General features: G+C 39.7%; 25 protein-coding genes. 16 read left to right on the top strand and 9 right to left on the bottom strand.

The window, feature by feature from the left end; all coding sequences use genetic code 11:
* The first annotated feature begins 10 nt into the window (after positions 1–10).
* The 8 genes from AC0UMU_RS02090 to AC0UMU_RS02055 are packed head-to-tail and all read left to right on the top strand — an operon-like array spanning position 11 to position 5,167.
* Positions 11–646: a hypothetical protein gene (locus AC0UMU_RS02090; protein WP_009319076.1), complete on the top strand. Its 636-nt coding sequence runs from the start codon at positions 11–13 to the stop codon at positions 644–646.
* A gap of 31 nt (positions 647–677) precedes the next feature.
* On the top strand, positions 678–2,042 hold the full coding sequence (locus AC0UMU_RS02085; RefSeq protein WP_288641736.1) for a hypothetical protein: 1,365 nt from the start codon (positions 678–680) through the stop codon (positions 2,040–2,042).
* Positions 2,043–2,060: 18 nt separating this feature from the next.
* A complete protein-coding gene (locus AC0UMU_RS02080) occupies positions 2,061–2,327 on the top strand; it encodes a hypothetical protein (RefSeq protein ID WP_288641735.1) in 267 nt (88 codons plus the stop codon).
* Positions 2,324–3,787 carry a hypothetical protein gene (locus tag AC0UMU_RS02075; protein ID WP_473979854.1) on the top strand — a complete coding sequence of 488 codons (1,464 nt, stop codon included), beginning with the start codon at positions 2,324–2,326 and terminating at the stop codon, positions 3,785–3,787. Before AC0UMU_RS02080 ends, AC0UMU_RS02075 begins: the two co-directional genes overlap by 4 nt.
* A gap of 13 nt (positions 3,788–3,800) precedes the next feature.
* The gene (locus tag AC0UMU_RS02070) at positions 3,801–4,067 is read left to right on the top strand and encodes a hypothetical protein (RefSeq protein WP_009319072.1); all 267 of its coding nucleotides are present in this window, start codon (positions 3,801–3,803) and stop codon (positions 4,065–4,067) included.
* Positions 4,064–4,294 (top strand): hypothetical protein, encoded by a 231-nt coding sequence (locus AC0UMU_RS02065; protein ID WP_009319071.1) that lies wholly within the window; start codon positions 4,064–4,066, stop codon positions 4,292–4,294. Before AC0UMU_RS02070 ends, AC0UMU_RS02065 begins: the two co-directional genes overlap by 4 nt.
* Positions 4,279–4,740: a phage holin family protein gene (locus AC0UMU_RS02060; RefSeq protein ID WP_009319070.1), complete on the top strand. Its 462-nt coding sequence runs from the start codon at positions 4,279–4,281 to the stop codon at positions 4,738–4,740. Before AC0UMU_RS02065 ends, AC0UMU_RS02060 begins: the two co-directional genes overlap by 16 nt.
* Positions 4,727–5,167 (top strand): hypothetical protein, encoded by a 441-nt coding sequence (locus AC0UMU_RS02055; RefSeq protein ID WP_022391062.1) that lies wholly within the window; start codon positions 4,727–4,729, stop codon positions 5,165–5,167. The genes AC0UMU_RS02060 and AC0UMU_RS02055 overlap by 14 nt, the downstream gene beginning before the upstream one ends.
* 99 nt (positions 5,168–5,266) lie before the next feature.
* On the opposite strand, the gene asnS is transcribed toward AC0UMU_RS02055, so the two are convergent.
* Positions 5,267–6,673, bottom strand: a complete 1,407-nt coding sequence (gene asnS, locus AC0UMU_RS02050; RefSeq protein WP_122304568.1) for an asparagine--tRNA ligase — start codon at positions 6,671–6,673, stop codon at positions 5,267–5,269.
* An 84-nt stretch (positions 6,674–6,757) separates the two neighbouring features.
* The gene (locus AC0UMU_RS02045) at positions 6,758–8,038 is read right to left on the bottom strand and encodes a pseudouridine synthase (protein ID WP_122304567.1); all 1,281 of its coding nucleotides are present in this window, start codon (positions 8,036–8,038) and stop codon (positions 6,758–6,760) included.
* A gap of 325 nt (positions 8,039–8,363) precedes the next feature.
* Between AC0UMU_RS02045 and AC0UMU_RS02040 the strand changes: the two genes are divergently transcribed.
* Positions 8,364–8,912, top strand: coding sequence for an FKBP-type peptidyl-prolyl cis-trans isomerase (locus tag AC0UMU_RS02040; RefSeq protein ID WP_009319066.1), 549 nt, complete (start codon positions 8,364–8,366; stop codon positions 8,910–8,912).
* A 355-nt stretch (positions 8,913–9,267) separates the two neighbouring features.
* On the opposite strand, the gene AC0UMU_RS02035 is transcribed toward AC0UMU_RS02040, so the two are convergent.
* Positions 9,268–10,263 carry an NAD(P)H-dependent glycerol-3-phosphate dehydrogenase gene (locus tag AC0UMU_RS02035; RefSeq protein ID WP_022391065.1) on the bottom strand — a complete coding sequence of 332 codons (996 nt, stop codon included), beginning with the start codon at positions 10,261–10,263 and terminating at the stop codon, positions 9,268–9,270.
* A gap of 15 nt (positions 10,264–10,278) precedes the next feature.
* Positions 10,279–12,006 carry a lysine--tRNA ligase gene (lysS, locus tag AC0UMU_RS02030; RefSeq protein WP_039928646.1) on the bottom strand — a complete coding sequence of 576 codons (1,728 nt, stop codon included), beginning with the start codon at positions 12,004–12,006 and terminating at the stop codon, positions 10,279–10,281.
* A 648-nt stretch (positions 12,007–12,654) separates the two neighbouring features.
* Between lysS and AC0UMU_RS02025 the strand changes: the two genes are divergently transcribed.
* The 3 genes from AC0UMU_RS02025 to AC0UMU_RS02015 all read left to right on the top strand — a co-directional run bounded on the left by AC0UMU_RS02025 (position 12,655) and on the right by AC0UMU_RS02015 (position 15,837).
* A complete protein-coding gene (locus AC0UMU_RS02025; protein WP_195596687.1) occupies positions 12,655–12,906 on the top strand; it encodes a hypothetical protein in 252 nt (83 codons plus the stop codon).
* 119 nt (positions 12,907–13,025) lie between these two features.
* Positions 13,026–14,768, top strand: a complete 1,743-nt coding sequence (gene vsr / locus AC0UMU_RS02020; RefSeq protein WP_195596685.1) for a DNA mismatch endonuclease Vsr — start codon at positions 13,026–13,028, stop codon at positions 14,766–14,768.
* Positions 14,749–15,837 (top strand): HpaII family restriction endonuclease, encoded by a 1,089-nt coding sequence (locus AC0UMU_RS02015; RefSeq protein ID WP_195596683.1) that lies wholly within the window; start codon positions 14,749–14,751, stop codon positions 15,835–15,837. The genes vsr and AC0UMU_RS02015 overlap by 20 nt, the downstream gene beginning before the upstream one ends.
* Before the next feature lie 404 nt (positions 15,838–16,241).
* Here the strand turns inward: AC0UMU_RS02015 and AC0UMU_RS02010 are convergent, their stop codons facing one another.
* From AC0UMU_RS02010 to AC0UMU_RS01990, 5 genes are all read right to left on the bottom strand, one after another.
* Complete coding sequence (locus AC0UMU_RS02010; RefSeq protein ID WP_009319062.1) at positions 16,242–16,937, bottom strand: DUF4919 domain-containing protein; 696 nt, start codon at positions 16,935–16,937, stop codon at positions 16,242–16,244.
* Between the two features lie 172 nt (positions 16,938–17,109).
* Positions 17,110–17,589 (bottom strand): low molecular weight protein-tyrosine-phosphatase, encoded by a 480-nt coding sequence (locus AC0UMU_RS02005; protein WP_009319061.1) that lies wholly within the window; start codon positions 17,587–17,589, stop codon positions 17,110–17,112.
* A 105-nt stretch (positions 17,590–17,694) separates the two neighbouring features.
* On the bottom strand, positions 17,695–17,952 hold the full coding sequence (rpmA, locus tag AC0UMU_RS02000; RefSeq protein WP_009319060.1) for a 50S ribosomal protein L27: 258 nt from the start codon (positions 17,950–17,952) through the stop codon (positions 17,695–17,697).
* A gap of 20 nt (positions 17,953–17,972) precedes the next feature.
* A complete protein-coding gene (rplU, locus tag AC0UMU_RS01995; RefSeq protein ID WP_009319059.1) occupies positions 17,973–18,284 on the bottom strand; it encodes a 50S ribosomal protein L21 in 312 nt (103 codons plus the stop codon).
* Between the two features lie 211 nt (positions 18,285–18,495).
* Positions 18,496–19,839, bottom strand: a complete 1,344-nt coding sequence (locus AC0UMU_RS01990) for a glucose-6-phosphate isomerase (protein ID WP_009319058.1) — start codon at positions 19,837–19,839, stop codon at positions 18,496–18,498.
* Positions 19,840–20,017: 178 nt separating this feature from the next.
* Between AC0UMU_RS01990 and AC0UMU_RS01985 the strand changes: the two genes are divergently transcribed.
* From AC0UMU_RS01985 to AC0UMU_RS01970, 4 genes are all read left to right on the top strand, one after another.
* Positions 20,018–21,343 (top strand): MATE family efflux transporter, encoded by a 1,326-nt coding sequence (locus AC0UMU_RS01985; protein WP_270737488.1) that lies wholly within the window; start codon positions 20,018–20,020, stop codon positions 21,341–21,343.
* Between the two features lie 123 nt (positions 21,344–21,466).
* Entirely contained in the window at positions 21,467–22,732 is a 1,266-nt protein-coding gene (locus tag AC0UMU_RS01980; protein ID WP_270737492.1) for a DEAD/DEAH box helicase, read from the top strand.
* A 151-nt stretch (positions 22,733–22,883) separates the two neighbouring features.
* Positions 22,884–24,107 carry a mechanosensitive ion channel family protein gene (locus AC0UMU_RS01975; protein ID WP_288640513.1) on the top strand — a complete coding sequence of 408 codons (1,224 nt, stop codon included), beginning with the start codon at positions 22,884–22,886 and terminating at the stop codon, positions 24,105–24,107.
* A gap of 111 nt (positions 24,108–24,218) precedes the next feature.
* Positions 24,219–25,424, top strand: a complete 1,206-nt coding sequence (locus tag AC0UMU_RS01970) for a lipoprotein N-acyltransferase Lnb domain-containing protein (RefSeq protein ID WP_270737497.1) — start codon at positions 24,219–24,221, stop codon at positions 25,422–25,424.
* Positions 25,425–25,427 lie beyond the last annotated feature (3 nt).

Genomic DNA, 25,427 nt, shown 5'->3' with positions numbered 1-25,427 from the left:
AGAAGTAGATATGCTGGAATCGGAAGAAAAGTGGTTGAAGAAAATCCGGACGAATATGGAAGAATTGCTTCCGGAGAATGAGACTGCTGAAATAGACATTTTTGGAGTCGATGTGGGAGAGTATATTCGTGCTAAACTCCCGGATGCGATTGCCCGGGTATTTATTACAGCTCCGGTTCATCTGTTAGAAGGAAAGGAGTGTAAAGATGTTTTATTTCCGGAAAAACGCCAGGATGGCAGCGGCAGAGTGGTTTTCCCGGAAAAGGTGTTGAGAGTGCTTTCTTTTAAAATGAAAGGTTGGAATCGTCCGGTAACCCGGTTTATAAATTCTTGCCATGCAAAAAGCGAACTGCAATATAATCGGTATGTGCGAGGAGGGGTGAATAAGCCTGTTGCCGTTTTATCTATGTCTGCATCGGATAGGGTTATTCTGGATTATTATTCGTTACCTGCGTCTTTACGTGTTCATGAGGTCGATAGTGCGGTGTATATACCTGTCCCGGAAATGCAGGATGGCGGTTATGATGTCCCGGTCAGGTTGGCGGATGCTGTTGGATATGTCTGCGCAGCTATGGTTTATGAGATATTGGGGCAACCGGATATGGCGGCACAAATGGTTGGAAGAGTCGCATTGCCGGAATTATAGAATTATAAATAAGTTATTTAAGATCAGAAAAATGTTTACACAAGGAAAATTTATGGGATATTATTGGGGAGTCGGCGCATTTTTGTCCAGACACCCTAACGGAGGAATCCCCGGTGGTTTTTTCGTGAACGGAGAGACCAATTCGATATGGGTATGGGATTTTCTCAACAAGAAATGGATAGACAGTAACCGGGTGGAAGGTCCGTTGCAAGGAGTGGTAGATGATCCGGCAACGTTTGAGCCGAATGCTAAATTGGGAATAAAAACGACATATTTGTATTTGTCGAATAAGTCGGGTAACATCACATTTGCCAATTTTTTAAATGCGGGTGTTCCGATAGAGGTCTCTACCGAAACGAATGCTGTTATAATGTTATTTTGGAATGGCGATTATTGGGAGACGTCTGTCGTACCTATTTATGGGGATGTGTCGGACAAAGCCGACAAAGACCTGTCTAATGTTTCGGAAGAAGATTTGGTCAAGGTTCTTTATGGACCGGATTATGACAGCAGTACGGAAGCATTCAGGGAATTTATCACGACAGTACCGGAATCGCTAAAAGTAATAGACAAGTTGGCGATAGACGATACCACATCTTCCGGCAGTTATATTGTCATCGATAAGCAAAAAACCGATAGGTCGTATTTGCTGCTGCTGGTAGATATGAGTGTAAATACGATAAACAGGGAAAAAACATATACACAGAAATTATTCGGAGACTCGTCCGGCGAAGTATTAGTAAGGGTAAAATCGGGCGATTCGGCATGGAGCGAATGGTCCTCCCCCTTTGTCCCCGTAGATCTGACGAATGTAGATAAAAAAGCAATACAGGAAAAAGTCGGTATTTATGAATCGGAATATACCAACGATACGGATGCTTCCCGCCGCTTTATAGCATTAAAGGTTTGGGACGATTCCGATAATAACCGCAGTATTGGCATCACATCGGAAGGAGAGCCGTTCGTAACCTTGTTGGATCCGGAGGAAAACCCGGAACGGATACCTCTTGCCCTTGCAAAAAATGCAAGTGATTTGGAAGCCGGTCTGATGCCTTCGTCGGACAAGCGGAAACTGGACTCGATCGAAATCATAGATATCGATCTCAATACCGCTGATGGTACGGAAGAAATAGCCGATGCAGATACCGCCATACCGTTTTTAGGAAACAACACATTCAATGATATAATCACGAATGTTGAAACGGGGACAAGATATCTGTTCTATTATAAATATACCGTTGAAGATACGACCTATACAGGAAATTTTGTTTTTGCGACAGAAAATGACGGAGAAACCGGTAAAATAACCTTTACCAATCCGGAATCTCTCGTCTCCATGATAATAGAGAAAATAAGACCGGATATGCCAATCCAAATAGCAGTAACATTACCATAAGGATAAAACCATAACAATATGAACAATATCATGCCCTTAGACAAGAATCTGAATCCCATACCGGTATTGCCGATAGGACCGGCCCAAGACATCACGGACGGGACACTTCCGTCAGGAGCAAGCCGTATAATCCGGATAACGGCTGTCACAGACTGCCGTCTTTGGCAATATAGAGGAGATAAAACCGGAAGCGGAGTTCTCCTCCCGTCCGGACAGACAGAATACTTTTCGGTATATGAGGGGTATTCGATAGAGATATCTGGAACAGCAAATGTAATGGAATGATGAACGGATTAGGGAACTTAGGACATTTAGGGAAGCTTGGTCACGCTTCAACCTCCGGGACGAACCATCCGGAAGTAGAGGCCTCCGGCCGAGCTTTTCCGATCTGGAACACGAAACCGGGAGACGATAAACTGCTGTCCCTATCGATACATGGGCTTACGGAACAGATCGGTACACCGACCCCTGCGAATCCCGTACCTATGCGATCGGTAGGAGACAGTGGGCTGTTTTTGTCAGTCATGCCGGATAAAGCAGGAAGCGATTACCAGTTGTTGAACATCAAGGCTGCAATGAAAAAGGCGGGACATGACGGTATCCTTCGATCAGTAAACGGCATATACGATGAAGTAGTGTATAACGGAAAAAAATGGAAACTGATACAACGGATAGGAGTATTGGATAATATTCCGGAAATGGGAATTCTGTTTAAAGACGCTACATATACAGATAAGCAATTATTCCGTTTCCAATTTAAGACATCAGAACCGAAAAACTTTTGTGCAACCGGTCAAATCTTAAGTGACATATTCATAACGGCCACCGGTTGGGCAATGAATAATCAACCCTTGAATAGTTGCTGGAGTAACTATGCAAGAGAAAATGTGCACTACATCTATTTCAATGTGCCTTTAGAATATGACACAGTAGAAAAAGCGATAGCCTATTTAGGTGAAAATTACGAGATATATTATCCCCTTTATACCCCTATAGAATATCCGCTTGATTTACCGGTAATAACGACCTATGACGAACAGACCTATTTCGCCAGCAATGCCGCCGAAGTAAAACCCCGTATGGTAGCCCAATGTCAGGTATCGAAAGCATTGGACTATATCCGGGAGGGTCTGATCGGTTACTATACCGGTCGAGGGCGAAGCAACACGGATGAGAATAAAAACATTCTTCCGGATCTATCCGGCAACGGGAACGACCTTGAAAATAAAAACTTCGCATATACGCCGGAATCGGGTTACGGAGACGGTTATATCCAATATGACGGGGTAGATGACTTTTCAAGTGTTGTAAAAGCAATGACCAATATAGATTTTACAATTCTTTTTACAATTAGTGATGTTGAATTATTAACCGGTAATAGTTGGAGCGGACTTATTTATGGGAGTAGCTATTATTTAGGAATAAACAAGGGTATTTGTTTTTCGTCAGAGAATAGATATATAATGAATGGCAATATCAGTAAAACAAATTTTAATATTGCCAATAAAGGAAAAGAGATATTCGTTGTAGGATGCTTTAATGGCGGAAAAGAAAACAAAGTAATCGGGATTACATTAGGATCAATAAATAATTCCCCTATTTACGCATGTAAACAGAAAATATATGATGCATTAATATATAACAGGGAGTTAACCGAAGAAGAAATAAAGCATAACTATAAGGCCTCGTGTCAATACAATGGAGAAGATATAGACGGCAAGGCCGGAGAAAATAACGAATTCTAAAAACCAAAATACGATGAACAGATATTACAAAATCCCGATTTCGGAACTTAAAGATATAGACCCGGATTGGGAAACGAGAAGAAAGAACGTAGACGCAACAGAAGCGATCATACACGTAGAAACATACGATACGCTGGTATCGGAGAGAAATAAGGAAATAATGCCCCTATCGGAAGATAGCGTAGAGTGGGAGAATTATCCCGTCTATCAGGGGAAAGAGCTGGAGAAACTGTTGGCCAGCCCGGAATGGACACCGGATCAGGAAGGAGGTCTTCGATGAAATGGTTGAGAGAAAGTAACCGTTCTCGTCATATCTTATATGGATTTCTCGGGGCGTTGATAGGCACGTTACTGTTTTCCATAGGCTTGACGATCGGCAAGGAATATGGAGACAAGGCATGGAGCGGGAAATTCGACCGGCTCGATTTATGGGCAACACTGATAGGCGGTATTGCCGGACAAATTGTTCAATTATTTATTATATGGAGGATATGGATATTATTTTAGATTTTATTAGCAGCGATCAGATCGGAGAATTAAAACGTCGAGCTGTCATTATTTTAGTTTTTTGGATCATAATGGTTATAGCCGTATTTATCGATTTGTGGACGGGAGTTGAAAAAGCCAGAGCCCGACACGAGCAAATTTATAGCGATAAACTTAGGCGAACGGTAGCAAAGATCGGAGAATATTGGAGAGTTCAGATAATGTTCCTGTTATTCGACATTGTCGGTTCGTTTATCACGGTTTATAATCTTCCTTATGCCTCCATGTTCGGGACGCTCTGTATCGTGTATATAGAACTGCGCAGTGTCTTCGAGAACTTGAAAGAGAAGCGGTCAGTCGCCGCTGATATCCCCGAAGCCATGAAAGAGATCATCAATTGTAAAGACATTGAAAAAGCGAAAGAGTTAATCGAAAAATTAAAAGGAGTAGGAAATGAAAAAAAGTAAGCACTTCAAAATACAAGAACTTGTTTGTCCCGAAGTCTATAAAAAATATGGAGAACGGGCATGGATGTTTATCGATCCGGAATTGATAGAGACGCTTGATATAATCCGGGAGAAAATATTGAACAAACCGATGATTGTTAATAATTGGGCTTCAGGAGGAGGTTATACCCAAAGAGGACTTCGGTGCAATATTTGTCAACTGGTAAGGGATAAGACAAAAAACGGGAAACTCTATTTGTCTGCGCATAATTTCGGGAAGGCCATAGATGCGACGATAGAAGGGATGACGGCAGAGGAAGCGAGAAGATTGATCATAAAGAATCAAATTCTGCTGCCCTGTCCGATTCGTTTGGAGGATGGCGTTTCTTGGCTGCACTTGGATGTGTATGATGCGGATAAAGGGAAAGTGCATCTGTTTAAGGTATAATTCGAAAACTTTGAATAGATTAAGGCTATAAAATAGGTATAAAATAAAGACTTCCCGAAAAATTTAATTTTTCGGGAAGTCTTTATTTTATAGGAATATTTAAAATTCTGCATTTTTCGGAGTTCTTGGGAACGGAATGACATCTCGAATATTTGTCATTCCGGTAACGAACAATAAAAGTCGTTCAAATCCTAAACCGAAACCGGAATGCGGGGCAGTCCCGAAGCGTCGTGTATCGAGATACCACCAAATATCTTTTTCCGGAACACCCATTTCTTTAGCACGAGTATAAAGTTTGTCATAATTTTCTTCACGTTGCGAACCTCCTATGATTTCTCCTATTTTAGGGAATAGGACATCCATGGCGCGGACCGTTTTTCCGTCATCATTCTGTTTCATATAGAATGATTTTATTTCTTTCGGATAATTGGTGAGGATGACCGGACGTTTGAAGTGTTCTTCTACCAAATACCGTTCATGTTCGGATGCGAGGTCTGCCCCCCAATATATCGGAAATTCGAATTTGTGACCTTTAGCGACCGCATCTTCCAATATCTTGACACCTTCGGTATAAGACAGTCGTACGAATTCATCTTTAAGAACCGATTGCAGCCGTTCGATAAGTCCTTTGTCGAACATGTCGTTAAGGAATTGCAGATCGTCTTTACAGTTGTCTAAGGCCCAGCGAACGCAATATTTTATGAAGTCTTCTGCCAATTGCATATTTTCTGCAATTTCGATAAATGCAACTTCCGGCTCGATCATCCAAAATTCTGCGAGATGACGGGGAGTATTGGAGTTTTCTGCCCGGAATGTAGGACCGAATGTATAAACGGCTCCCATCGCCATCGCTGCTAATTCGGCTTCAAGTTGACCTGAAACGGTCAGGCTCGCCTGTTTACCGAAAAAGTCATTATCATAAATAATCGATCCGTTTTCATCCTTTTTCAAATCATACAGATTCATGGTAGTCACCTGAAACATCTGTCCTGCTCCTTCACAGTCGGAAGCGGTAATGATCGGAGTATGAAAATAGTAAAAACCTCTTTCATGGAAAAATGTATGTATTGCCATTGCCATGTGGTGTCGCATCCGAAATACAGCTCCGAACGTATTTGTACGAGGACGCAGATGTGCTATTTCTCGTAAAAACTCCATGGAATGACCTTTCTTTTGTAACGGATAGGTCAACGGATCGGCAGTTCCGTATATTTCTATTTCTTCTGCTTGTATTTCTGCATCTTGGCCTTTTCCCTGCGATTCGACCAATAGTCCGTTTACATTGATACAAGCACCGGTTGTAATCGGTTTTAAGAGTTCTTCATCGAATTTTTGCAGGTCGATGACTATCTGCATATTTTTAATTGTCGATCCGTCATTTAAAGCGATGAACCCGACTTGTTTGTTCCCGCGACGAGTACGAACCCATCCTTTTACGTTAACTTGAGTTCCGAAAGGTTTATTTTTGAACAGATCTGCGATTTTGGTTCTGCTGATTGTTTCCATTTGTCCTTCTTGTTTTATGCCTGAACACGAATGTCGGAAATTTCCGACATTCGTGCAGATTTATTTTTTGATTTTATATTCGTTTTATTCGAACGAACCCATTTGAAGCATGGTGACTTCTTGTTGAGTAAGATAACGCCAGCGTCCTCTGGGTAAGTTTTTCTTAGTCAGTCCGGCGAAATAAACCCGGTCGAGTTTTGTCACTCGGTATCCTAAAGCTTCGAAAATACGGCGGACGATACGGTTTCGTCCGGAGTGAATTTCGATTCCGACCTGATTCTTATCCGTATCGGTTGCATAGCTGACAGCATCGGCGTGAATAGGTCCGTCTTCTAATTCAATGCCATCTGCAATCCGTTGCATGTCTTCTTCCGAAACATCTTTATCTGTCCACACGTGATAGATTTTTTTCTTGATAAATTTCGGGTGAGTCAGTTTTGATGCCAAATCTCCGTCATTTGTCAATAATAGGACTCCTGTGGTATTCCGGTCTAATCTACCTACCGGATAGATACGTTCTGTACATGCGTTTCGGACAATATCCATTACGGTCAGACGGCCTTGAGGATCGTCTGATGTCGTCACGCAATCTTTCGGTTTATTCAGTAAGACATATATTTTATGTTCCAAAGTCACAACTTTATCTTGGAAAGTAACGACGTCGCTACGGGTAATTTTAGTCCCGAGTTCGTTCATGACGACTCCGTTTACTTTTACGAGACCTTGCTGTATGAATTCATCAGCTTCACGACGAGAACATACTCCGGCATTGGCCATATATTTATTTAAACGTATAGGTTCGTTCGGATCTACGTTTATTTCTTCATAGATGATCCGTTTGCGTTGTTGAGAATAGTCGTCTCGACGTTGCGGTCTGTTGTTATTATATGGTCTGTTACCGTTTCTGTTATTATTGTATGAGCCGTTGTTACGGTTATTATAAGGCCTGTTCCCGTTATTGGAATTGTTCCCGTATGCCGGACGATTTGCCGGACGATAGGGGCGGTCGTTGTTTTCACTGTTGTAACGGGGACGGTCGTTATTATAAGGCCTGTTATTATACGGTTTATTGTACGGGCGATCATTGTTATAGGAACGGTTTCCCGCATCCCCATAATTGTTGGTTCGGTTATAACCGGATGATTGCCTGTTGCCGTTATAAGGTTTCTTGTCGTTTTCTCCGTAAGAAAGGCGATTATAATTTCTTTCGCCATTATTGATCCGGGGTCTTCTTTCCGGATTGAACGTGTTTTCGGTTCTTCGAGAATAATCTACTTTTTCGTATCTTTCTACACTACCGTCACGGCCGGCGACACTTTTACTCTCTCCAATACGAGGTCGCCTTGGTTTGTTTTCTCTTTCCATAGGGAATCTTTTGAATTGTAATTAATATAAAGAGTGAGCCTCTCGGCCTACCTCCAAATGTTTATTTAATTTGAAAGATAATTATTTCTTTGCAAAGATGCAAATGTTTTTTTAATTATGGTAATAATCAGCCGTTTTTCTGCATTTCTTAACGTGTAAATTTCAGTTCTTTGCAAAAAAATACTTTTGAGAACGTAGCGTGCTATTAATAATCTGAAAAAGTGATCTAAAAAAGAGAAACACGAAAGAATAAATAGAAACCTTTTCCTAACTTTGCAAAGTTATATGTTTATGAATCGAAATAATAATATAAAAGAAATAGGTTATGGAAATTATTAAACCCGGACAGTTTGTTGAGGCAACTTACGATCTTTTTGTCGGAGCTGAAAATGAACTTATGGAACGGGCAACTAAAGAGCTTCCTCTTCGTTTTGTTTTCGGTGCTGATCAGATGTTACCTTCTTTCGAGGCAAAACTGAAAGGTCTGAAAGCCGGAGATAAATTTGAATTTGTAATACCTTGTAATGATGCTTACGGAGAGAGAGATGAGGAACATGTCCTTGAATTGAATAAAGATATGTTCATCGTTGACGGCAAGTTCGATGAGGAGATGATTTTTCCGGGAAATACAGTTCCGATGATGGATGCCAGCGGAAACCGACTGAATGGTTCTGTCCTCGAAGTTAAGGAAAATGTCGTGGTTATGGATTTTAATCATCCGTTAGCAGGAGAAGATTTGCATTTTGTAGGTGAAATTGTAACGGTGCGCCCGGCTACACCTGAAGAATTGCATCCGTCTTGTGGCGGCTGCGGTGGCGGTTGCAATTGTGGTGACGAGCATCACAACGATTGCGGCGGCGGGTGTTGTCATTAAGATATTATTCTCGGTTTATTGAGAAAAAGGAACTCTGATTTTTCAGAGTTCTTTTTTTTACCGTTTGTTGAATCGTTTAGTGTCGGTTTAAATTTTACACAGACTAAGTTTTAGAGAAATCCACAAGAATAGTACTCCATGTCGAGAGGAGAATACCGACAATGTAATAGACTGAAAAAAACGCAACGGTGACTTGATGATGATTATCTTATCGGAAAATTTAGACTCTGAATGTTTTTTGATAGATATTGTTATTAAAGTTGTTTTGTGTGTATTTTTGATTCTTTTGTTCGGAAAAGGATCAAAAAAAACGGGAAATGATAGATTTGTTAGTTTCTCATTTCCCGTTCTATTTTTATCTGAATGTTTCGGTGAGTTGCCGTATCTCGGTAAAAGATGATTTTTTATTGTAAAGGATATTATATACAGCATCGAGTATAGGCATCTCGACATTGTATTTTTCATTTACTTCTTTAATACATTTAGTGCCGTAATAGCCTTCTGCCACCATTTCCATTTCGATTTGTGCTGTTTTTACAGAATACCCTTTGCCTATCATCGTGCCGAATGTGTGATTTCTGCTGAATCGGGAATAAGCCGTTACAAGCAGGTCTCCGAGATAAACCGATTCACAGATGTTTCTGTCTATCGGATTCACGGCATTGACAAAACGATTTAATTCTTGGATGGCATTTGAAATTAATACTGCCTGAAAATTATCACCGTATTTTAATCCGTAACAAATTCCTGCAGCGATGGCATATACATTTTTCAGTACCGAACCGTATTCGATTCCTTCGACATCTTGAGAGATGCTTGTTTTCAAGAAATTGCCGTTTAACATGTTTGCGACAATCTTTGCCCGTTCTGTGTTGGCGCATCCGATAGTCAAATAGGACAGCCTTTCTAAGGCAACTTCTTCGGCATGACAAGGTCCTCCGATTACAGCCAGATTTTCCGCAGGTACATTGTATATCTTTTTCAGATAATCCGTGACGATCATATTTTCGTCGGGAACGATACCTTTGATCGCAGAAACAATAAATTTATTATATAGCGGAGTCTTTAATTTCTTCAGGTGTTGTTTTAGATAAGGAGACGGCGTAACGAAAATCAGCATATCCGAATTTCTGATCGTCATATTCAGATTATTGCTGAAATGAATACGACTTATATCGAATTTGACACTCGACAGGTAAGCCGGATTATGCCCCAGACGTTTAAAATCATCGATACGATCTTTTCTCCGCATATACCAATTTATAGAATCGGTATTGTTGAGGATAAGCTTAGCGATGGCCGTAGCCCATGTACCTCCCCCTATGATAGCTATTTTTCCCGGTAGATTCATTTTTTTTTGCTTTTTTTATTTAGCTGCTTCTACCCAAGCCTTTACATCATCTACTGAAGGATTGGTCAATTCAAGTTTGTATTTTTTATTGATTCCGCAAATTTCCTGATGCAGTTTATTCGGGTTTGCTTCGGTCAAGGCGTCAACGGTTAAATATCCGGCTTTTTGTATCGGAGCTACCCACTCTGACGGTATCCCGATTGCAGTGTATTTGTTTTCTGCATCTTTTTTCTGAGTCTTTTCAGGACGCATTTGTGGGAATAACAATACTTCTTGTATGGTCGATTGTCCGGTCATAAGCATTACCAGACGGTCCATTCCTATCCCCATGCCGGATGTAGGAGGCATTCCGTATTCAAGAGCACGGATAAAGTCGTTGTCGATAAACATCGCTTCGTCATCGCCTTTTTCAGAGAGCCGTAATTGCTCTTCAAAACGGAATCGTTGATCTATCGGATCGTTTAATTCCGAATAAGCATTACACAGTTCTTTTCCGTTTACCATGAGCTCGAAACGTTCTGTCAATTCAGGATTGTTACGATGACGTTTACAAAGAGGGGACATTTCGATAGGATAATCTGTGATAAAAGTCGGTTGAATATAGTTCCCTTCACATTTTTCTCCGAATATTTCATCGATAAGTTTTCCCTTACCCATTGTCTCGTCCACCTCGACACCTATCTTTTTGCAAACTTCCCGTAGTTGATCTTCGTTCATTCCGGTAATGTCGATACCTGTAAATTCCTTGATGGCATCGATCATCGTTACGCGTTTAAAAGGAGCTTTAAAACTGATTATGTTTTCACCTACTTTGACTTCGGTCGTTCCGTTTACATCCAGACATATTTTTTCGAGCATCTGTTCGGTGAAATTCATCATCCATTGGTAATCTTTGTATGAAACATATATTTCCATGCATGTGAATTCCGGATTGTGAGTACGGTCCATCCCTTCGTTACGGAAGTTCTTTGAAAATTCATATACTCCCTCAAATCCTCCTACGATAAGACGTTTCAGATATAATTCATCGGCAATACGCAAATATAACGGTATATCGAGCGCATTATGATGCGTTATAAACGGACGTGCGGAAGCTCCTCCCGGAATCGATTGAAGAATGGGCGTTTCTACCTCCATGTATCCTTGCGCATTGAAATACTCACGCATAGAATTATATATCTTGTTTCGTTTGATGAAGATATCTTTTACCCCTTCATTGACAACAAGATCTACATACCGTTGACGGTAACGGAGTTCAGGATCTTCGAAAGCATCGTATGCTACGCCGTCTTTCATTTTGACGATCGGTAACGGACGTAAAGATTTTGATAAAACGGTAAGTTCTTGAGCGTGAACGGTTATTTCACCCATTTGAGTGCGGAATACAAAACCTTTAATTCCGATAAAGTCTCCTATATCCAGAAGTTTTTTGAAAACCGTATTATACAACTCTTTGTCTTCTCCCGGACAGAGATCATCCCGGGATATGTAAACTTGTATACGTCCCGTAGAATCTTTTAATTCTATGAACGATGCTTTTCCCATGATACGGCGGCTCATGATACGTCCCGCAACAGATACTTGCCGGGGAGCATCTTCATCTTTAAAAGAAGATTTTATTTCGGTTGTGTAAGCATTGACTTTATATTCGGCAGCAGGATAGGGATCTATTCCCATTTTCCGCATTTCTTCAAGACTCCCTCGTCTTATGATTTCTTGTTCGCTTAAATCAAGTAAGTTCATGTGTCGTAAATTTATCGTTTCATTGCCGTAACATATATCCATCGTTCTAAAGGACATACCATTTTCACTGCACATCTTTTTGTGCATTATACGGATTTTGCAAAAATACAAAACTTTATGCGAAACCTGTGTATGATTATGTCTAATTTATTACAAAAGTGTTTCTTCCTGAAAAAAAGCTGTGCTGTTTGTTTGAAAGGAAAGACTTATTATAACTTCTTAAGGCCTATCTGAATTTTAAATAGAAAAATATTATCCGGTCATTCTTATGTTTTCTGCCGGTCAATAACGATGTTGACGGTATCGGCAGGTTCTCCTATCAAGAGAGAAACCGACCATTCTCTTGTGGATTGTTCTCAATCTTTATTCGGGCAAATTTTAGACAGAAGTTTAATTCTCTTTGTATTTTCGTTCATATTCTTTCAACATACGGCTTACATTGAAATAGAATCCTTCTGTTTTATCAGGATTTTCGCTTATTTCGATAAAGTATTACGTTACCAGATCAACTATTTCTAAAGCTCTTTGGGATGCGAAAAGCAATCGAGCTAAAGACAAGAGTGCCGGAGTAAGGGAGGAACATCAACTACGCTTTAGATAATAATATCAGGGTGTAAATCATCAAATACTATCAGCGTATATCCGACTGTGAAGCATACGTGGTGGCGGAAATGGTATGTAATGCTTATCAAGGGATGGAAAGCGAATATGAAGCCACTGATAAGGGCATTTGATAAGGATTGCGTCAACTTTCGTAAAGACCGCAGCATCGTAAATAAGGTAATGGTAAAAGCAAGAAACCATGTCCTGGCTTTTATCAAATCATCCTGCAAACGTGACGATGTCTATATTATTGGAAATATATTATTTAAGAGTGATTTTGAAAACATAACATATTAAAAATAAGAAATCTAAGATGTTTTTTTTGTCATTGTCAGTTAACTATGGATTCCATTTGATTTAAAATGAGTACCTTTGTAAACTAGATTTGGTATATACTTTTTATAAAAACATTGCCAATGGATCACCTAACAAAAGAACAACGCCATAAGAATATGGCGGCTAATAGGGGTAAGGGCACTAAACTGGAACTTCTATTTGGTAAATTGCTTTGGAACGCAGGAGTGAGGTATCGTAAAAATGATAAATCTGTGTTTGGTAAACCTGATTTTGTCATTAAACGATATAAAATTGCGATATTTTGCGATGGCGAATTTTGGCATGGTAGAAATTGGGAAATAAGAAAGAATGACCATAAAAGTAATTGTGAGTTTTGGTACTCTAAAATTGAACGAAATATTGAGCGTGACGAGGAAGTCAATGCGGAATTACACAGACAAGGTTGGAAAGTTTTTCGATTTTGGGAAACAGAAATAACCAAAGAACCAGATAAATGCTTAAATAGAATTTTGAACTATATGAATACAGATACTAAAGCAACTGGAAAAATAGCAATCACAAAAATATGTGGTGGTAATAAGGTTGCAATGCAAATGTATGGTCCGCATTCTTTGAATGAAGATGGGACGATTATGCCATTTGACGAACAAATGGCAATAGTTTCTCATTATTTGCATAATCAAGGGTATAAATATGCCAAGCCATATAAATATAAAGCCGAAGGGTTGATAGAAGATATATATAATGTTTACAACAAGCAAGCTGAAGAAAAATGTGTTTCAGATGTTTGTACCCAATATTCGCTGTTTTTGGATTTGTTTTCAGTTCCGTTTTTACCCATAGACAATCCCAAATTCACGTTCATTGATTTGTTTGCTGGTATTGGAGGATTCAGAATGGCAATGCAAAATCTTGGTGGAAAATGTGTGTTCTCTTCAGAATGGGATGTACAGGCTCAAAAAACATATCTGTTGAATTATGGAGAAGTGCCTTTTGGTGATATTACCAAAGAGATCACTAAATCATTTATCCCCGATGATTTTGATATGTTGTGTGCGGGATTTCCTTGTCAGGCGTTTTCTTTAGCAGGAAAGCGGCTTGGATTTGAGGAAACCAGAGGAACTCTATTTTTCGATGTCGCTGAAATAATACGTCGCAAACGTCCCAAGGCATTTTTTTTGGAAAATGTCAAAGGTCTGCTTATTCACGATAAAGGGAAAACAATCCAAACGATATTAAAAGTTTTAAGGGAGGATTTGGATTATTATGTTCCGGAACCTCAAGTCGTAAACGCAATGAATTTCGGAGTTCCGCAACATCGTGAAAGAGTTTATATTGTAGGATTCAGGAAAGATCAGAATGTAACCGAATTTACATACCCAGTACCAACAGACACAACTAAAACATTCGCAGATATAAAAGAAGAAAACACTGTTTCTGCAAAATATTATTTATCGACTCAATATGTGAAGACTCTTGTGGCTCATAAAGAAAGACATGCTGCGAAAGGTAATGGCTTCGGATATGAAATAATACCAGATGACGGTGTTGCAAACGCTATTGTTGTCGGGGGGATGGGACGAGAACGTAATCTTGTAATTGATAATCGCCTTAAGGATTTCACCCCTGTTACCAACATTAAAGGTGAGATAAATCGTGAAGGATTACGAAGAATGACACCGCGAGAATGGGCGCGTTTACAAGGTTTTCCTGATAATTTTATAATCGGGGTGGCAGATGCGTCTGCTTACAAGCAATTCGGAAATTCTGTTGCAGTACCTGCTATTCAAGCAACTGCACAGGAAATAATCAAAAGAATTAACCTCTCTAAATCCAAGAAATATGGCACTAACAGGAAATAAAGGAGAATGGAGTGAAATATACACCTTGCTAAAATTATTGGGCGAAGGTAAGGTTTATGCAGGAGACCAGAACTTGAATAAGATTCAGAGTTTGTTTTATCCAATTATAATGATTCTTCGTCAAGAAAAAGATGGTAACTTCAACTATAAGCTACAAGATAAAGATGTTGTGATTCAAACCCCAGAAGGAGAAGAGTTATTGAGAATTCAAGCATCCGTATTTTTGGTGGAAGCGGAGGATTTATTAAAGGCTATTAATGAAAATGACGGGTCATTTGCCATTCCGCAAATTGAGATTTTCATGAGTCGCATCCATTGTCATTCTTTGAAAGCAAAATCGGCAGATAAAACTGATATAAGAATTATTCTGCATGACCGTAGAACCAACATGAACTCAGAAATGGGTTTCAGTATAAAATCCCAACTCGGAGGAGATTCAACTTTATTGAATGCAAGTAAAGCAACTAATTTTAATTTCAAAATCGAAGGTGTATCTCTTTCTACTGACGATATTAACAGAATTAATTCATTAGACTCTAAACGAAATAAAGTTATCGACAGGGTTAATGCTATTAAGAATAAAGGTGGTAGATTGGTTTTTGACAAGGTGGATAATTTTACATTCCGTAACAACCTTATTATGCTTGATGGAGATTTACCTGCTATAATCGCCCATTTGCTTTTGGAACAATTAGATAGTGGTGTTTCTACATTAAAAGAATTGGCAGATGTGATTACTAAAACAAATCCTTTAGGATATGATACGAAACAGTCTTCTCCTTTTTATGCGTATAAAATCAAACACCTACTGACTTCGGCTGCATTAGGTATGATGCCTGCTACCGCTTGGGATGGAAAGTTTGATGCAAATGGTGGATATTTAGTTGTAAAGAAAGATGGTGAAATCCTTTGCTACCATTTTTACGACCGTAATCGATTTGAAGATTTTCTTTTCTTAAATGCCTATCTGGAGCGCTCAAGCACCACTCGTCATGAATATGCTTCGATAATAAAAGAAAATGACGGCACTCTTTCTTTCAAACTTAATTTTCAAGTGAGACTAAGATAATGTTTATGGGATAGATGAGGAAGATAAACTTCATTTATGGATCTGATGGAAGTGAAAAATTATTATTTCTAATGTAATTAAATCCGTTGGTGAGTACGTAAACTGCAAATTTTTTTAGAATGGAGGAATTTTGTTAAATACATTGATATATAACAAATTGTTTAAGGATAAAAATTTTGGTGCGGTGCAAATTCCTAACGTTTTTTACATTAGGTATGGCTACTGAAGAAGAAGCCATTGTAGTTTCAAAAAACACTTGAGGAATTAAGAAACAAAGAAATTCAGAATAATAAAATTATTGAACATTAGCAAAAAGAGTTGGCGTCATTAAATTTTTGATTCAAGGATAGTTGCTGGAATACTATTAAATTAAAAATATTACTGTTTGAATTTTAGACAGGTGTTTAATTCTCTTTGTATTTTCGTTCATATTCTTTCAACATACGGCTTACGTTGAAATAGAATCCTTCTGTTTTATCAGGATTTTCGCTTACTTCGATAAAGTCGTAGTTAGGTTCAACAAAGACATATTTGTCAGCTTTATATCCGATGCTGTTGATAATGTCATATTCATGCGTCGAATTGATTACATACCATGCTGTTTCCGGAGATTTCCCATCTCCGGTAGAACGGATAGCTTCGAGAAGTTGTCGCATTTTTGTAGTCCATATTTGGGCTTTTTCCTTATCACCTTTAGTCTTGTATGCATACGCCAATAGATGCATCTGTCTTAGGTCGAACGGAAAATTATCCAACAACCGGATTGCGTAATCGATGATTGTGTCGCATTCTGCTGCTGTGTGTGTCGGTTGAGAGTATAATTTCATGATCTCTTCAGGGTGTTTGTTTACTCGATAAGGATTATAACCCTCTTGAAAACTGTATCCTAAATATAGATGTCTTAACTCTTTCAGTGTAAATGTCGTGTCGTTGTTCAGAAAGCGTTTTATCAAATAAGGGTAATAGAGGTGGGAATTGTAGTTACGGATGTTTTTATGTATTTCTTTTAAATTCGGAATTTTGAAATCTTTGTCTTCCGCTTTTATGGACGGAATGAACAGAAATAAAGAAAGGAGAAATATAATGAGTCTATTTTTCATTGCCTGATTGGATTTTGCTATCTCAACAAAGATAGGTAAAAATCTCTCTTTGACAGATAAATTTCAATGTAAAGACTGTATATTTTTACCTTTTTTAGAGGCTGTTTGCAGATCTCTGCTATTTTGTATAGCAGGAGAAAGAACTTCTGAATTTTAGTACTGCCAGATGATATTATTTACGGTTTTTCAGTTCTTCTATCAGTCCGTTACAAGCATCTTCCAAAATGTCCAGTACGAGTTCAAACCCGTCGCTTCCCGAATAGTAGGGGTCGGGGATATGATCGTATGGTAATTTTCTGCAAAAATCGGTAGTTCTCCGTATTTTTGCAAGCGATTCCGGATCGGGGGCTAATCGTTGTAGATTGCTGATATTTGTATCGTCCATGCCGAGAATTAAATCGAATTTTTCAAAATCATCCCATTTTATTTGTCTTGATCGGTGAGTCAGCTTATATCCTCGGCGGGCGGCATGGGCACGCATTCGGCTGTCCGGCAGTTCTCCGGCATGACCTCCGTACGTTCCTGCAGAATCTACTTCGATATTCTCGGACAGTTTTGCTTTTTGCAATAGCTTCTGCAATATTCCTTCGGCAGCCGGGGATCTGCAAATGTTGCCGAGACAGACAAACAATATTTTGTATTTTTTCTCCATCGTTGATGTTTGTATTAAAAGCGACACGCATGCGATTTTCGCATGCGTGTCATGTAAGTCTCTTATTGTAATCGAGGTATAATAGCCTCGTACAAATCGAACTGATTAGTTTTTGGGTTCTACAGAAATGTAAGAACGATTATCTTTTTTTCTGCGGAATACTACCATACCGTCCACTAATGCGAACAATGTGTGGTCTTTACCCATACCTACGTTTTCACCCGGATGGTGAACTGTACCTCTTTGGCGTACGATAATGTTTCCTGCTTTTGCAAACTGTCCGCCAAATACTTTAATACCCAGTCGCTTACTTTCCGATTCACGACCGTTCTTCGAACTACCGACACCTTTCTTGTGAGCCATTTTTCTTAGAATTTAATAAGTTAAGCAACAATTTCTTTAATTAACACTTGTGTAAAGCATTGACGGTGTCCGTTGCGTTTGCGATATCCTTTTCTTCTTTTTTTCTTGAAAACGATTATGCGTTCTCCTTTCAGGTGAGAAAGTACTTCGCATACAACTTTTGCGCCCTCTACGGTAGGAGCGCCAACTTTTACCGTTCCGTCGTTGTCGAGTAACAATACTTTGTCAAATTCGACAGAAGCGCCTTGTTCGGCTGCGAGACGATGAACATACAATTTTTTGCCTGCTTCGGCCTTAAATTGTTGTCCTTGAATGTCAACAATTGCGTACATCTGATATAATTTATTATTCAGGTTACCTCCAGTGGGTGGGTGATTTTTATCACCGCTTATTTATACCCAGCACGGAATGAGGGTGCAAAATTAATGCTTATTTTTTGTATTTCCAAATCTTTCTATTCAAAATTCGGAACAGTATTTTTATTTCATCCCGAACAAGATAGGTTCTTAGAACTTTTTCTTGTTCGGGCAATGGATTTATAAATCAGAGTTTTGCTTTTATGGCTTTTGTTTCTGCTTCATATCCCGGTTTTCCGAGTAGAGCGAACATGTTTTTCTTATATGCTTCTACTCCGGGTTGGTCAAAGGGATTTACTCCCAATATATAACCGCTGATGCCGCAGGCTTTTTCAAAGAAGTAAATCAGTTGTCCCAAGTAATATTCGGTGATCTCCGGAATTTCTATTTTCAAATTGGGGACACCTCCATCGACATGGGCGATTTGAGTTCCGAGTTCGGCCATTTTGTTCACTTCGTCTACTCGTTTGCCGGCAAGAAAGTTCAGTCCGTCTAAGTTTTCCTCATCGGCAGGAATTTCGACTTTATATTTCATCTTTTTTACGGAAAGAACCGTTTCGAAAATCGTGCGTTCTCCGTCTTGTATCCATTGCCCCATAGAGTGCAGATCGGTGGTAAAATCTACCGATGCCGGGTAAATCCCCAAATGATCTTTACCTTCGCTTTCTCCGTATAGCTGTTTCCACCATTCTGCAAAGAAGTGCAGCTTGGGATTGAAGTTGACGAGTATTTCTATTTTTTTCCCGGCTTTGTATAATATGTTGCGGGTTGCGGCATAAACGGCTGCCGGATTTTCTGTAAACGGTACATTTTCCCCGCATTTATTTTCCATTGCAACTGCGCCTTTTACCAATTGGCGAATATCATATCCGGCTACGGCGATAGGTAACAGCCCTACCGGAGTGAGTACCGAAAAACGTCCGCCTACATTATCCGGAATTATGAATGTCTTATATCCTTCTTTATCCGCCAATTTTCGTAAAGCACCTTTGGATGCATCGGTTATGGCGATGATGCGGTTTTTAGCTTCGTTTTTGCCGACTTGATCTTCCAATTGTTTTTTCAACAGCCGGAAAGCTAATGCCGGTTCGGTTGTTGTTCCGGATTTTGAAATATTGATTAATCCGAATTGACGATTTTGCAAAATATGTTGTAGTTCGTACAGATAATCTTCTCCGATATTTTGTCCGGCAAACAAGACTAAAGGAGCACTTTGCTTGGTTTGCATTTGTATGAATGTGTTCGACAGCGCTTCCAACACGGCTTTTGCTCCTAAATAACTGCCTCCTATACCGATTGCAACAACAATCTCGCATCGGTCTTTCAATTGTTTGGCCGCGGCTTCGATATCCGATAATTCTGTTTCACTGATCGAGGAGGGCAGATGCAGCCATCCGAGGAAATCATTTCCTTTTCCGTTTCCTTTATGTAATGTCTTTATAGCATCTTCTGCTTTTGGAGCGGCAGAAAGAAGTTGCTCTTTTGCACCTTTACCAAGGGCTTTTTCAATGTTTAAGTTAATAGTTTCCATACGGGCTAACAAGAATTAATTAATTCTCAAATGTATAAATTATAATCGAAATAATGCAATTATAAAGGCTAAAATTCTTTTTTATATATACTTCGGGTAGTGAGAACGGATGTATGTGTTATCTTTGCCGTCTGAATAAAAATGATCAATCTTTTATCTTTTGCATAATAATAAGCGTATGCGTTTTACCAACAGACAAATTTGGCAAATGGCCTATCCCATTCTCATCAGTTTGCTGATGGAACATTTAATCGGACTTACCGATACGGCATATTTGGGACGTGTCGGAGAGGTAGAGCTGGGAGCTTCTGCATTGGCCGGAGTTTATTATTTGGCGATTTTCATGTTGGGATTCGGCTTCAGTATCGGAGTGCAGATTATAATTGCCCGTCGTAACGGGGAGAAGCGTTATTCCGATATCGGGGGAATTTTTTTGCAAGGGGCGATGTTTCTTATGCTGTTGGCAGGGGGTGTGTTTGTGATTTCGAAGCTCTATTCTCCGATATTTTTACGTTCGATAATACAATCTGATCTTGTATATGAAGCAACGGTCAGTTATATGAACTGGCGTATTTACGGTTTTTTCTTTTCTTTTATCGCTGTTTTATTCAGGGCGTTTTATGTCGGAATTACTTATACCCGTATTCTGACGATCAATTCCGTTGTTATGGTATTGACAAATATTGTGTTGAATTATGTGTTGATTTTCGGTAAATTCGGATTCCCCCAGTTGGGTATCGCCGGGGCGGCAATAGCCTCCAGTACTGCCGAAGCGGTGTCTGCTTTATTCTATATTTTATATACTTGGATTAAGATCGATTGGAAGAAGTACGGTTTTTCTTTCAATATCAAATTTCATCCGAAGATGCTGGGGAGGATACTTTCGACCTCTATTTGGACGATGTTGCAGACTTTCTTGTCTATGAGCACATGGTTTTTGTTTTTTGTTTCGGTCGAGCACTTGGGAGAGCGTTCTCTTGCGGTCACGAATATAGTCAGGAGTGTTTCTTCTTTACTTTTTATCGTAGTCAATGCATTCTCCTCGACGGCAGGATCGCTGACGAGTAATCTTATGGGAGCGTCGGAGCAGAATGCAGTTCCCCGTTTAGGAATGAGGATTACCCGAATATGCTTTTTCTGTTGTTTGCCGATATTGTTGCTTATCGCTTTATTCCCTTCGGAGGTATTGCGTATTTATACCGATAATACAGATTTGATAGAGAATGCCGTACCATCTTTGTGGGTAATGTTGTCTTCTTATCTGTTTTTTGTTCCTGCCATGATTTGGTTTACGATTGTTTCCGGCACGGGAAATACTCGTCAGGCATTTATGCTCGATCTTGCGGCATTGTCTATATATGTCGCTTATGTATTGTATGTCGCTATCGGGCTTAAAGCCGATGTTGCGGTATGTTGGACTTCGGATCATGTATATGCCGTTTTTATGCTGTTGTTCTCTTTCTTGTATTTGAAAAAGTCCGATTGGCGCGAAAAACGATTATGATAAAATAATGTCCGAACTGTTAATAAAGCATTTTATATGTCGGGCGATGATAGAAAGTCCGATATAAAGGCGTACATTTGAAATGTGATTCCGGAATACATCGGGATTACTAACGATTATTTAATGATATTTGAAAATTTGAAATTGACAGAGCCTGTTCTTAGAGCTCTTCAAGATGAGGGGTATATTACCCCGACGCCGATTCAGGCAAAAGCAATTCCTTGTGTTTTAGATGGTAAAGATTTATTAGGTTGTGCGCAGACTGGAACAGGTAAGACTGCTGCATTTTCGATTCCCATAATACAGAATCTCTTAGCGGAAGCCGGAGGAAACGGACGGAGGTCTGTCCGGGCATTGATATTAACCCCTACTCGGGAACTGGCGGCTCAGATCGGAGATAATATAAACGCTTATAGTCGTCATACCCGATTGAAACATACCGTTATTTTCGGTGGCGTATCGCAGAAATCTCAAGTAGAGGCTTTACGGAAGGGTGTCGATATATTGGTTGCCACACCCGGGCGTTTGCTCGATCTGGTAAGTCAGAAGATTATTGATTTACAGACGATACGCTTCTTTGTTCTCGATGAGGCTGACCGTATGTTGGATATGGGATTTATCCATGATATAAAGAAAATATTGCTGTTGTTGCCTCGTAAGAGACAATCTCTGTTTTTTTCGGCTACGATGCCTGCCGAAATCGAAAAATTATCACGACAGATATTGAATCATCCGGAGATGATCGAGGTGACGCCTGCTTCATCTACCGTTGATGTAATCGAGCAGCATGTTTATAGCGTAGAGAAGGCTGATAAAAGTAAATTGCTGCTTCATCTTTTACAAGATAAGAATATCGAATCGGTTTTGGTTTTTACCCGGACAAAGCACGGAGCGGATAAGGTTGCCCGAATATTGGGCAGATCGGGAGTTAAAGCGGAGGCTATTCATGGAAATAAATCTCAGAATGCGAGGGTAAAAGCTTTGAATAATTTTCGGGATCATATTACCCGGGTCTTAATTGCTACGGATATAGCGGCTCGGGGGATAGATATTGATCATCTTTCTCATGTTATAAATTATGATTTACCGAATATTCCCGAAACTTATGTTCACCGTATCGGCCGTACGGGACGTGCCGGACGCAGTGGCGCTGCATTTTCGTTTTGCGACTCTGAGGAAAAGGTCTATCTGAGGGACATAGAAAAATTGACCGGCAAACATATCGTCGAGATTAAAGAACATCCTTTTAATGCAGGTGTTGTAAGACCTGTACCCGTTTTTTCGGAGAAGGAAGAATTGAAGAGAACCGTAAGACGTGAGGATAGGAAAAGTTACCGGAATAGTCGTTTTCAGAATAGTCTTGGAAGTCGTTCAGATGTGCGGGCGTAAATATGTTTAGATAACATTGTGAAGACGGGAGTACTGCCAGGATGCGGTTTCCCGTTTTTTTTGATATGAAGAATGTTATATAAAAGATTAGGCCGGCAGTTTTTGTTTTCGATAAATTTCTTATTTTTGTTTCGTTGCAAATAATTGTGGAATGTTGTTGGAAACAGAAAATATATTGTATTGGATATCGGGCTGGTTTGATAATACGTCGTTAAGCCCGTCTCTTTCTTTGTTTTTTTCCCGGGTTATCATACTCGTTGCGATTTTGTTGTTGGCAGTAATTGCCGATTATATCTGCCGCTATTTTATAAACAGTGTGGTGCACCGGATTGTGAAGAGTACGAAAGCCGAGTGGGACGATATGCTGTTTGACCGGAAATTGCTCAATAAACTTGCATTGACCGTACCGGCCGTAATGATTTATTTTTTAATACCTCTGGCTTTTCCCGAGCAACCGGTCGCTTTATCATGGATACTGAAACTTTGTATTGTTTATATCATTGCGGTCGTTCTGCGTTTTTTCAGTTCATTTCTTAATATTCTGCTTGAGTTGACCAACCGGAAGGAAAAACTGCGAGACCGGCCTGTAAAAGGTCTGTTTCAGACTTTGCAGGTTTTATTGTTTTTTGTCGGTACAATATTTATTATCAGTGTAATCATAGACAAATCTCCGTTATCTTTATTCGCCGGGTTAGGGGCTTCTGCCGCAATTCTTATGTTGGTGTTTAAAGATACGATCATGGGATTCGTTTCGGGAATACAGTTGTCTGCAAATGATATGTTGCGCCCCGGAGACTGGATTACCGTTCCGAAACATGGGGCGAACGGAAGAGTGATCGAGGTCACTTTAAATACTGTAAAAATCAGAAATTTCGATAATACGATCGTTACCGTTCCTCCGTATGCATTGGTGAGCGATTCTTTTCAGAACTGGAGAGGGATGGAGGAGTCGGGAGGGCGTCGCATAAAGCGTGCGGTACATATCGACATGAACAGTGTGAAATTTTGTACTCCCGAAATGTTAGAGCGTTTTTGTCGTTTAGAAGGTGTTCGCGAATATGTCGATTATAAAAAAGAACTTTCGCCTCAGAGCCGTTTGACCAATATCGGACTGTTCCGGGCCTATCTCGATCGTTATATCCGGGCATTGCCCGAGTGCAATGGAGATCTGATGATTCTTGTCCGTTATCTTGAAGCGACGGATAAAGGAATGCCTTTGGAAATCTATTTTTTCACAAAAAGAAAAGAATGGCCGTTGTACGAAGCACTGCAGGCGGATGTTTTGGATCATATTATGGCGGTTCTACCAGAGTTCGACTTAAGAGTATTTCAGAGTCCTTCCGGTGCTGATTTCCGTTTTTTGTCAAACAGATGAAAGTTCTGTTCTAATAAAATATAAAAAATAAACACGGGAGAAGTCGTCTCGTGAAAATGTCGTATTTTTACCCGTTGAAGACAGTATTGTATTACTTGTCGGGTTAAGATTATGGATATTAAGAAGATACTTGTATTTTTATTTTTTTTATGTTCGCTGGCAACAGGATATTCTTCCGTAAACGATTCCTTAAAAATCAGTTTGATAACCTGTTCTCCGGGATCTCAAGTATATGAGTTGTTCGGGCATACGGGATTGCGAGTGCAAGATGTATCACGAAATGTAGATGTCGTTTTTCATTATGGTGTATTCAGTTTCAATACCCCGCATTTTATCTATCGTTTTACTAAAGGAGAGACCGATTATAGTATAGGGCTTGCCGATTTCAGGGATTTTGTCTATAACTATGCTGTACGGGGAAGTAAAGTTTCAGAACTTCCTTTAGAGCTGACGGCAGAAGAGAGTAAGCGTGTATTTCAGGCTTTGATTATTAATAATATGCCCGATAATCGTATATATCGGTATAACTTTCTGTATGATAATTGCGCCACTCGTCCTCGTAATGTGATAACGGAAAATTTATCGGGGCAGATACAGTATAAAGATCCGGACGAAAAAGTGACATTCCGTGATATGATTCATGATTGTACGCATAATTATCCGTGGCTTACTTTCGGAATAGATCTGGCTTTGGGAGCGCCTCTCGACCGGACGATTAGTTATGAAGAACAGATGTTTCTTCCGGATGTGCTTATGGACGCATTTGAAGATGCCCGTGTCGTAAAAGGCGACTCGGTGCGCTATTTGTCCGGAGAGCCGGTTTTATTGCTCGCCGCAGATCCTATGCATATGACGTCTGCAACTGTTCGACCGACCGGTATATCTCCTTTATTTGCTGCATCTTTGCTGTTGTCCGTGGTAGTTATAATTTCTGTCGTAGAAATTATAAAACGTCGTCATTACCGTATTGTAGATACGGTTTTGTTTTTGATCTACGGGTTGGTAGGCTGTCTATTGTTCTTCTTGATGTTTATATCTACCCATCCGGCTACCTATCCGAATTATTCGGGATTCTGGGCAAATCCTTTTTTATTGATATTACCTGCAATCATTTGGGTAAAATCTATGAAAAAGGTCGTCTGTTATTATCATTTTATTAACTTTGCGGTGCTTTTCTGTTTATTGGCAAGTTGGTATTGGTTGCCTCAACAGATGAATATTGCATTCTTGCCTTTAGTGTTGGTATTGGCCGTTAGGTCTGTGACCTATATATGGGTGAATCGCAGGAAGGAAAAGATGGCAGAAAAAGAAATATAGAAA

The organism is Coprobacter fastidiosus, from assembly GCF_982245605.1.
The sequence above is the reverse complement of the archived record's forward strand: the minus strand, read 5'-3'. Positions and strand labels throughout refer to the sequence as shown.

Coding starts and splice junctions, on each gene's coding strand:
- AC0UMU_RS02090 (WP_009319076.1), top strand. CDS start 11: ATGCTGGAATCGGAAGAAAAGTGGTTGAAGAAAATCCGGACGAATATG.
- AC0UMU_RS02085 (WP_288641736.1), top strand. CDS start 678: ATGTTTACACAAGGAAAATTTATGGGATATTATTGGGGAGTCGGCGCA.
- AC0UMU_RS02080 (WP_288641735.1), top strand. CDS start 2,061: ATGAACAATATCATGCCCTTAGACAAGAATCTGAATCCCATACCGGTA.
- AC0UMU_RS02075 (WP_473979854.1), top strand. CDS start 2,324: ATGATGAACGGATTAGGGAACTTAGGACATTTAGGGAAGCTTGGTCAC.
- AC0UMU_RS02070 (WP_009319072.1), top strand. CDS start 3,801: ATGAACAGATATTACAAAATCCCGATTTCGGAACTTAAAGATATAGAC.
- AC0UMU_RS02065 (WP_009319071.1), top strand. CDS start 4,064: ATGAAATGGTTGAGAGAAAGTAACCGTTCTCGTCATATCTTATATGGA.
- AC0UMU_RS02060 (WP_009319070.1), top strand. CDS start 4,279: ATGGATATTATTTTAGATTTTATTAGCAGCGATCAGATCGGAGAATTA.
- AC0UMU_RS02055 (WP_022391062.1), top strand. CDS start 4,727: ATGAAAAAAAGTAAGCACTTCAAAATACAAGAACTTGTTTGTCCCGAA.
- asnS (WP_122304568.1), bottom strand. CDS start 6,673: ATGGAAACAATCAGCAGAACCAAAATCGCAGATCTGTTCAAAAATAAA.
- AC0UMU_RS02045 (WP_122304567.1), bottom strand. CDS start 8,038: ATGGAAAGAGAAAACAAACCAAGGCGACCTCGTATTGGAGAGAGTAAA.
- AC0UMU_RS02040 (WP_009319066.1), top strand. CDS start 8,364: ATGGAAATTATTAAACCCGGACAGTTTGTTGAGGCAACTTACGATCTT.
- AC0UMU_RS02035 (WP_022391065.1), bottom strand. CDS start 10,263: ATGAATCTACCGGGAAAAATAGCTATCATAGGGGGAGGTACATGGGCT.
- lysS (WP_039928646.1), bottom strand. CDS start 12,006: ATGAACTTACTTGATTTAAGCGAACAAGAAATCATAAGACGAGGGAGT.
- vsr (WP_195596685.1), top strand. CDS start 13,026: ATGGATCACCTAACAAAAGAACAACGCCATAAGAATATGGCGGCTAAT.
- AC0UMU_RS02015 (WP_195596683.1), top strand. CDS start 14,749: ATGGCACTAACAGGAAATAAAGGAGAATGGAGTGAAATATACACCTTG.
- AC0UMU_RS02010 (WP_009319062.1), bottom strand. CDS start 16,937: ATGAAAAATAGACTCATTATATTTCTCCTTTCTTTATTTCTGTTCATT.
- AC0UMU_RS02005 (WP_009319061.1), bottom strand. CDS start 17,589: ATGGAGAAAAAATACAAAATATTGTTTGTCTGTCTCGGCAACATTTGC.
- rpmA (WP_009319060.1), bottom strand. CDS start 17,952: ATGGCTCACAAGAAAGGTGTCGGTAGTTCGAAGAACGGTCGTGAATCG.
- rplU (WP_009319059.1), bottom strand. CDS start 18,284: ATGTACGCAATTGTTGACATTCAAGGACAACAATTTAAGGCCGAAGCA.
- AC0UMU_RS01990 (WP_009319058.1), bottom strand. CDS start 19,839: ATGGAAACTATTAACTTAAACATTGAAAAAGCCCTTGGTAAAGGTGCA.
- AC0UMU_RS01985 (WP_270737488.1), top strand. CDS start 20,018: ATGCGTTTTACCAACAGACAAATTTGGCAAATGGCCTATCCCATTCTC.
- AC0UMU_RS01980 (WP_270737492.1), top strand. CDS start 21,467: ATGATATTTGAAAATTTGAAATTGACAGAGCCTGTTCTTAGAGCTCTT.
- AC0UMU_RS01975 (WP_288640513.1), top strand. CDS start 22,884: ATGTTGTTGGAAACAGAAAATATATTGTATTGGATATCGGGCTGGTTT.
- AC0UMU_RS01970 (WP_270737497.1), top strand. CDS start 24,219: ATGGATATTAAGAAGATACTTGTATTTTTATTTTTTTTATGTTCGCTG.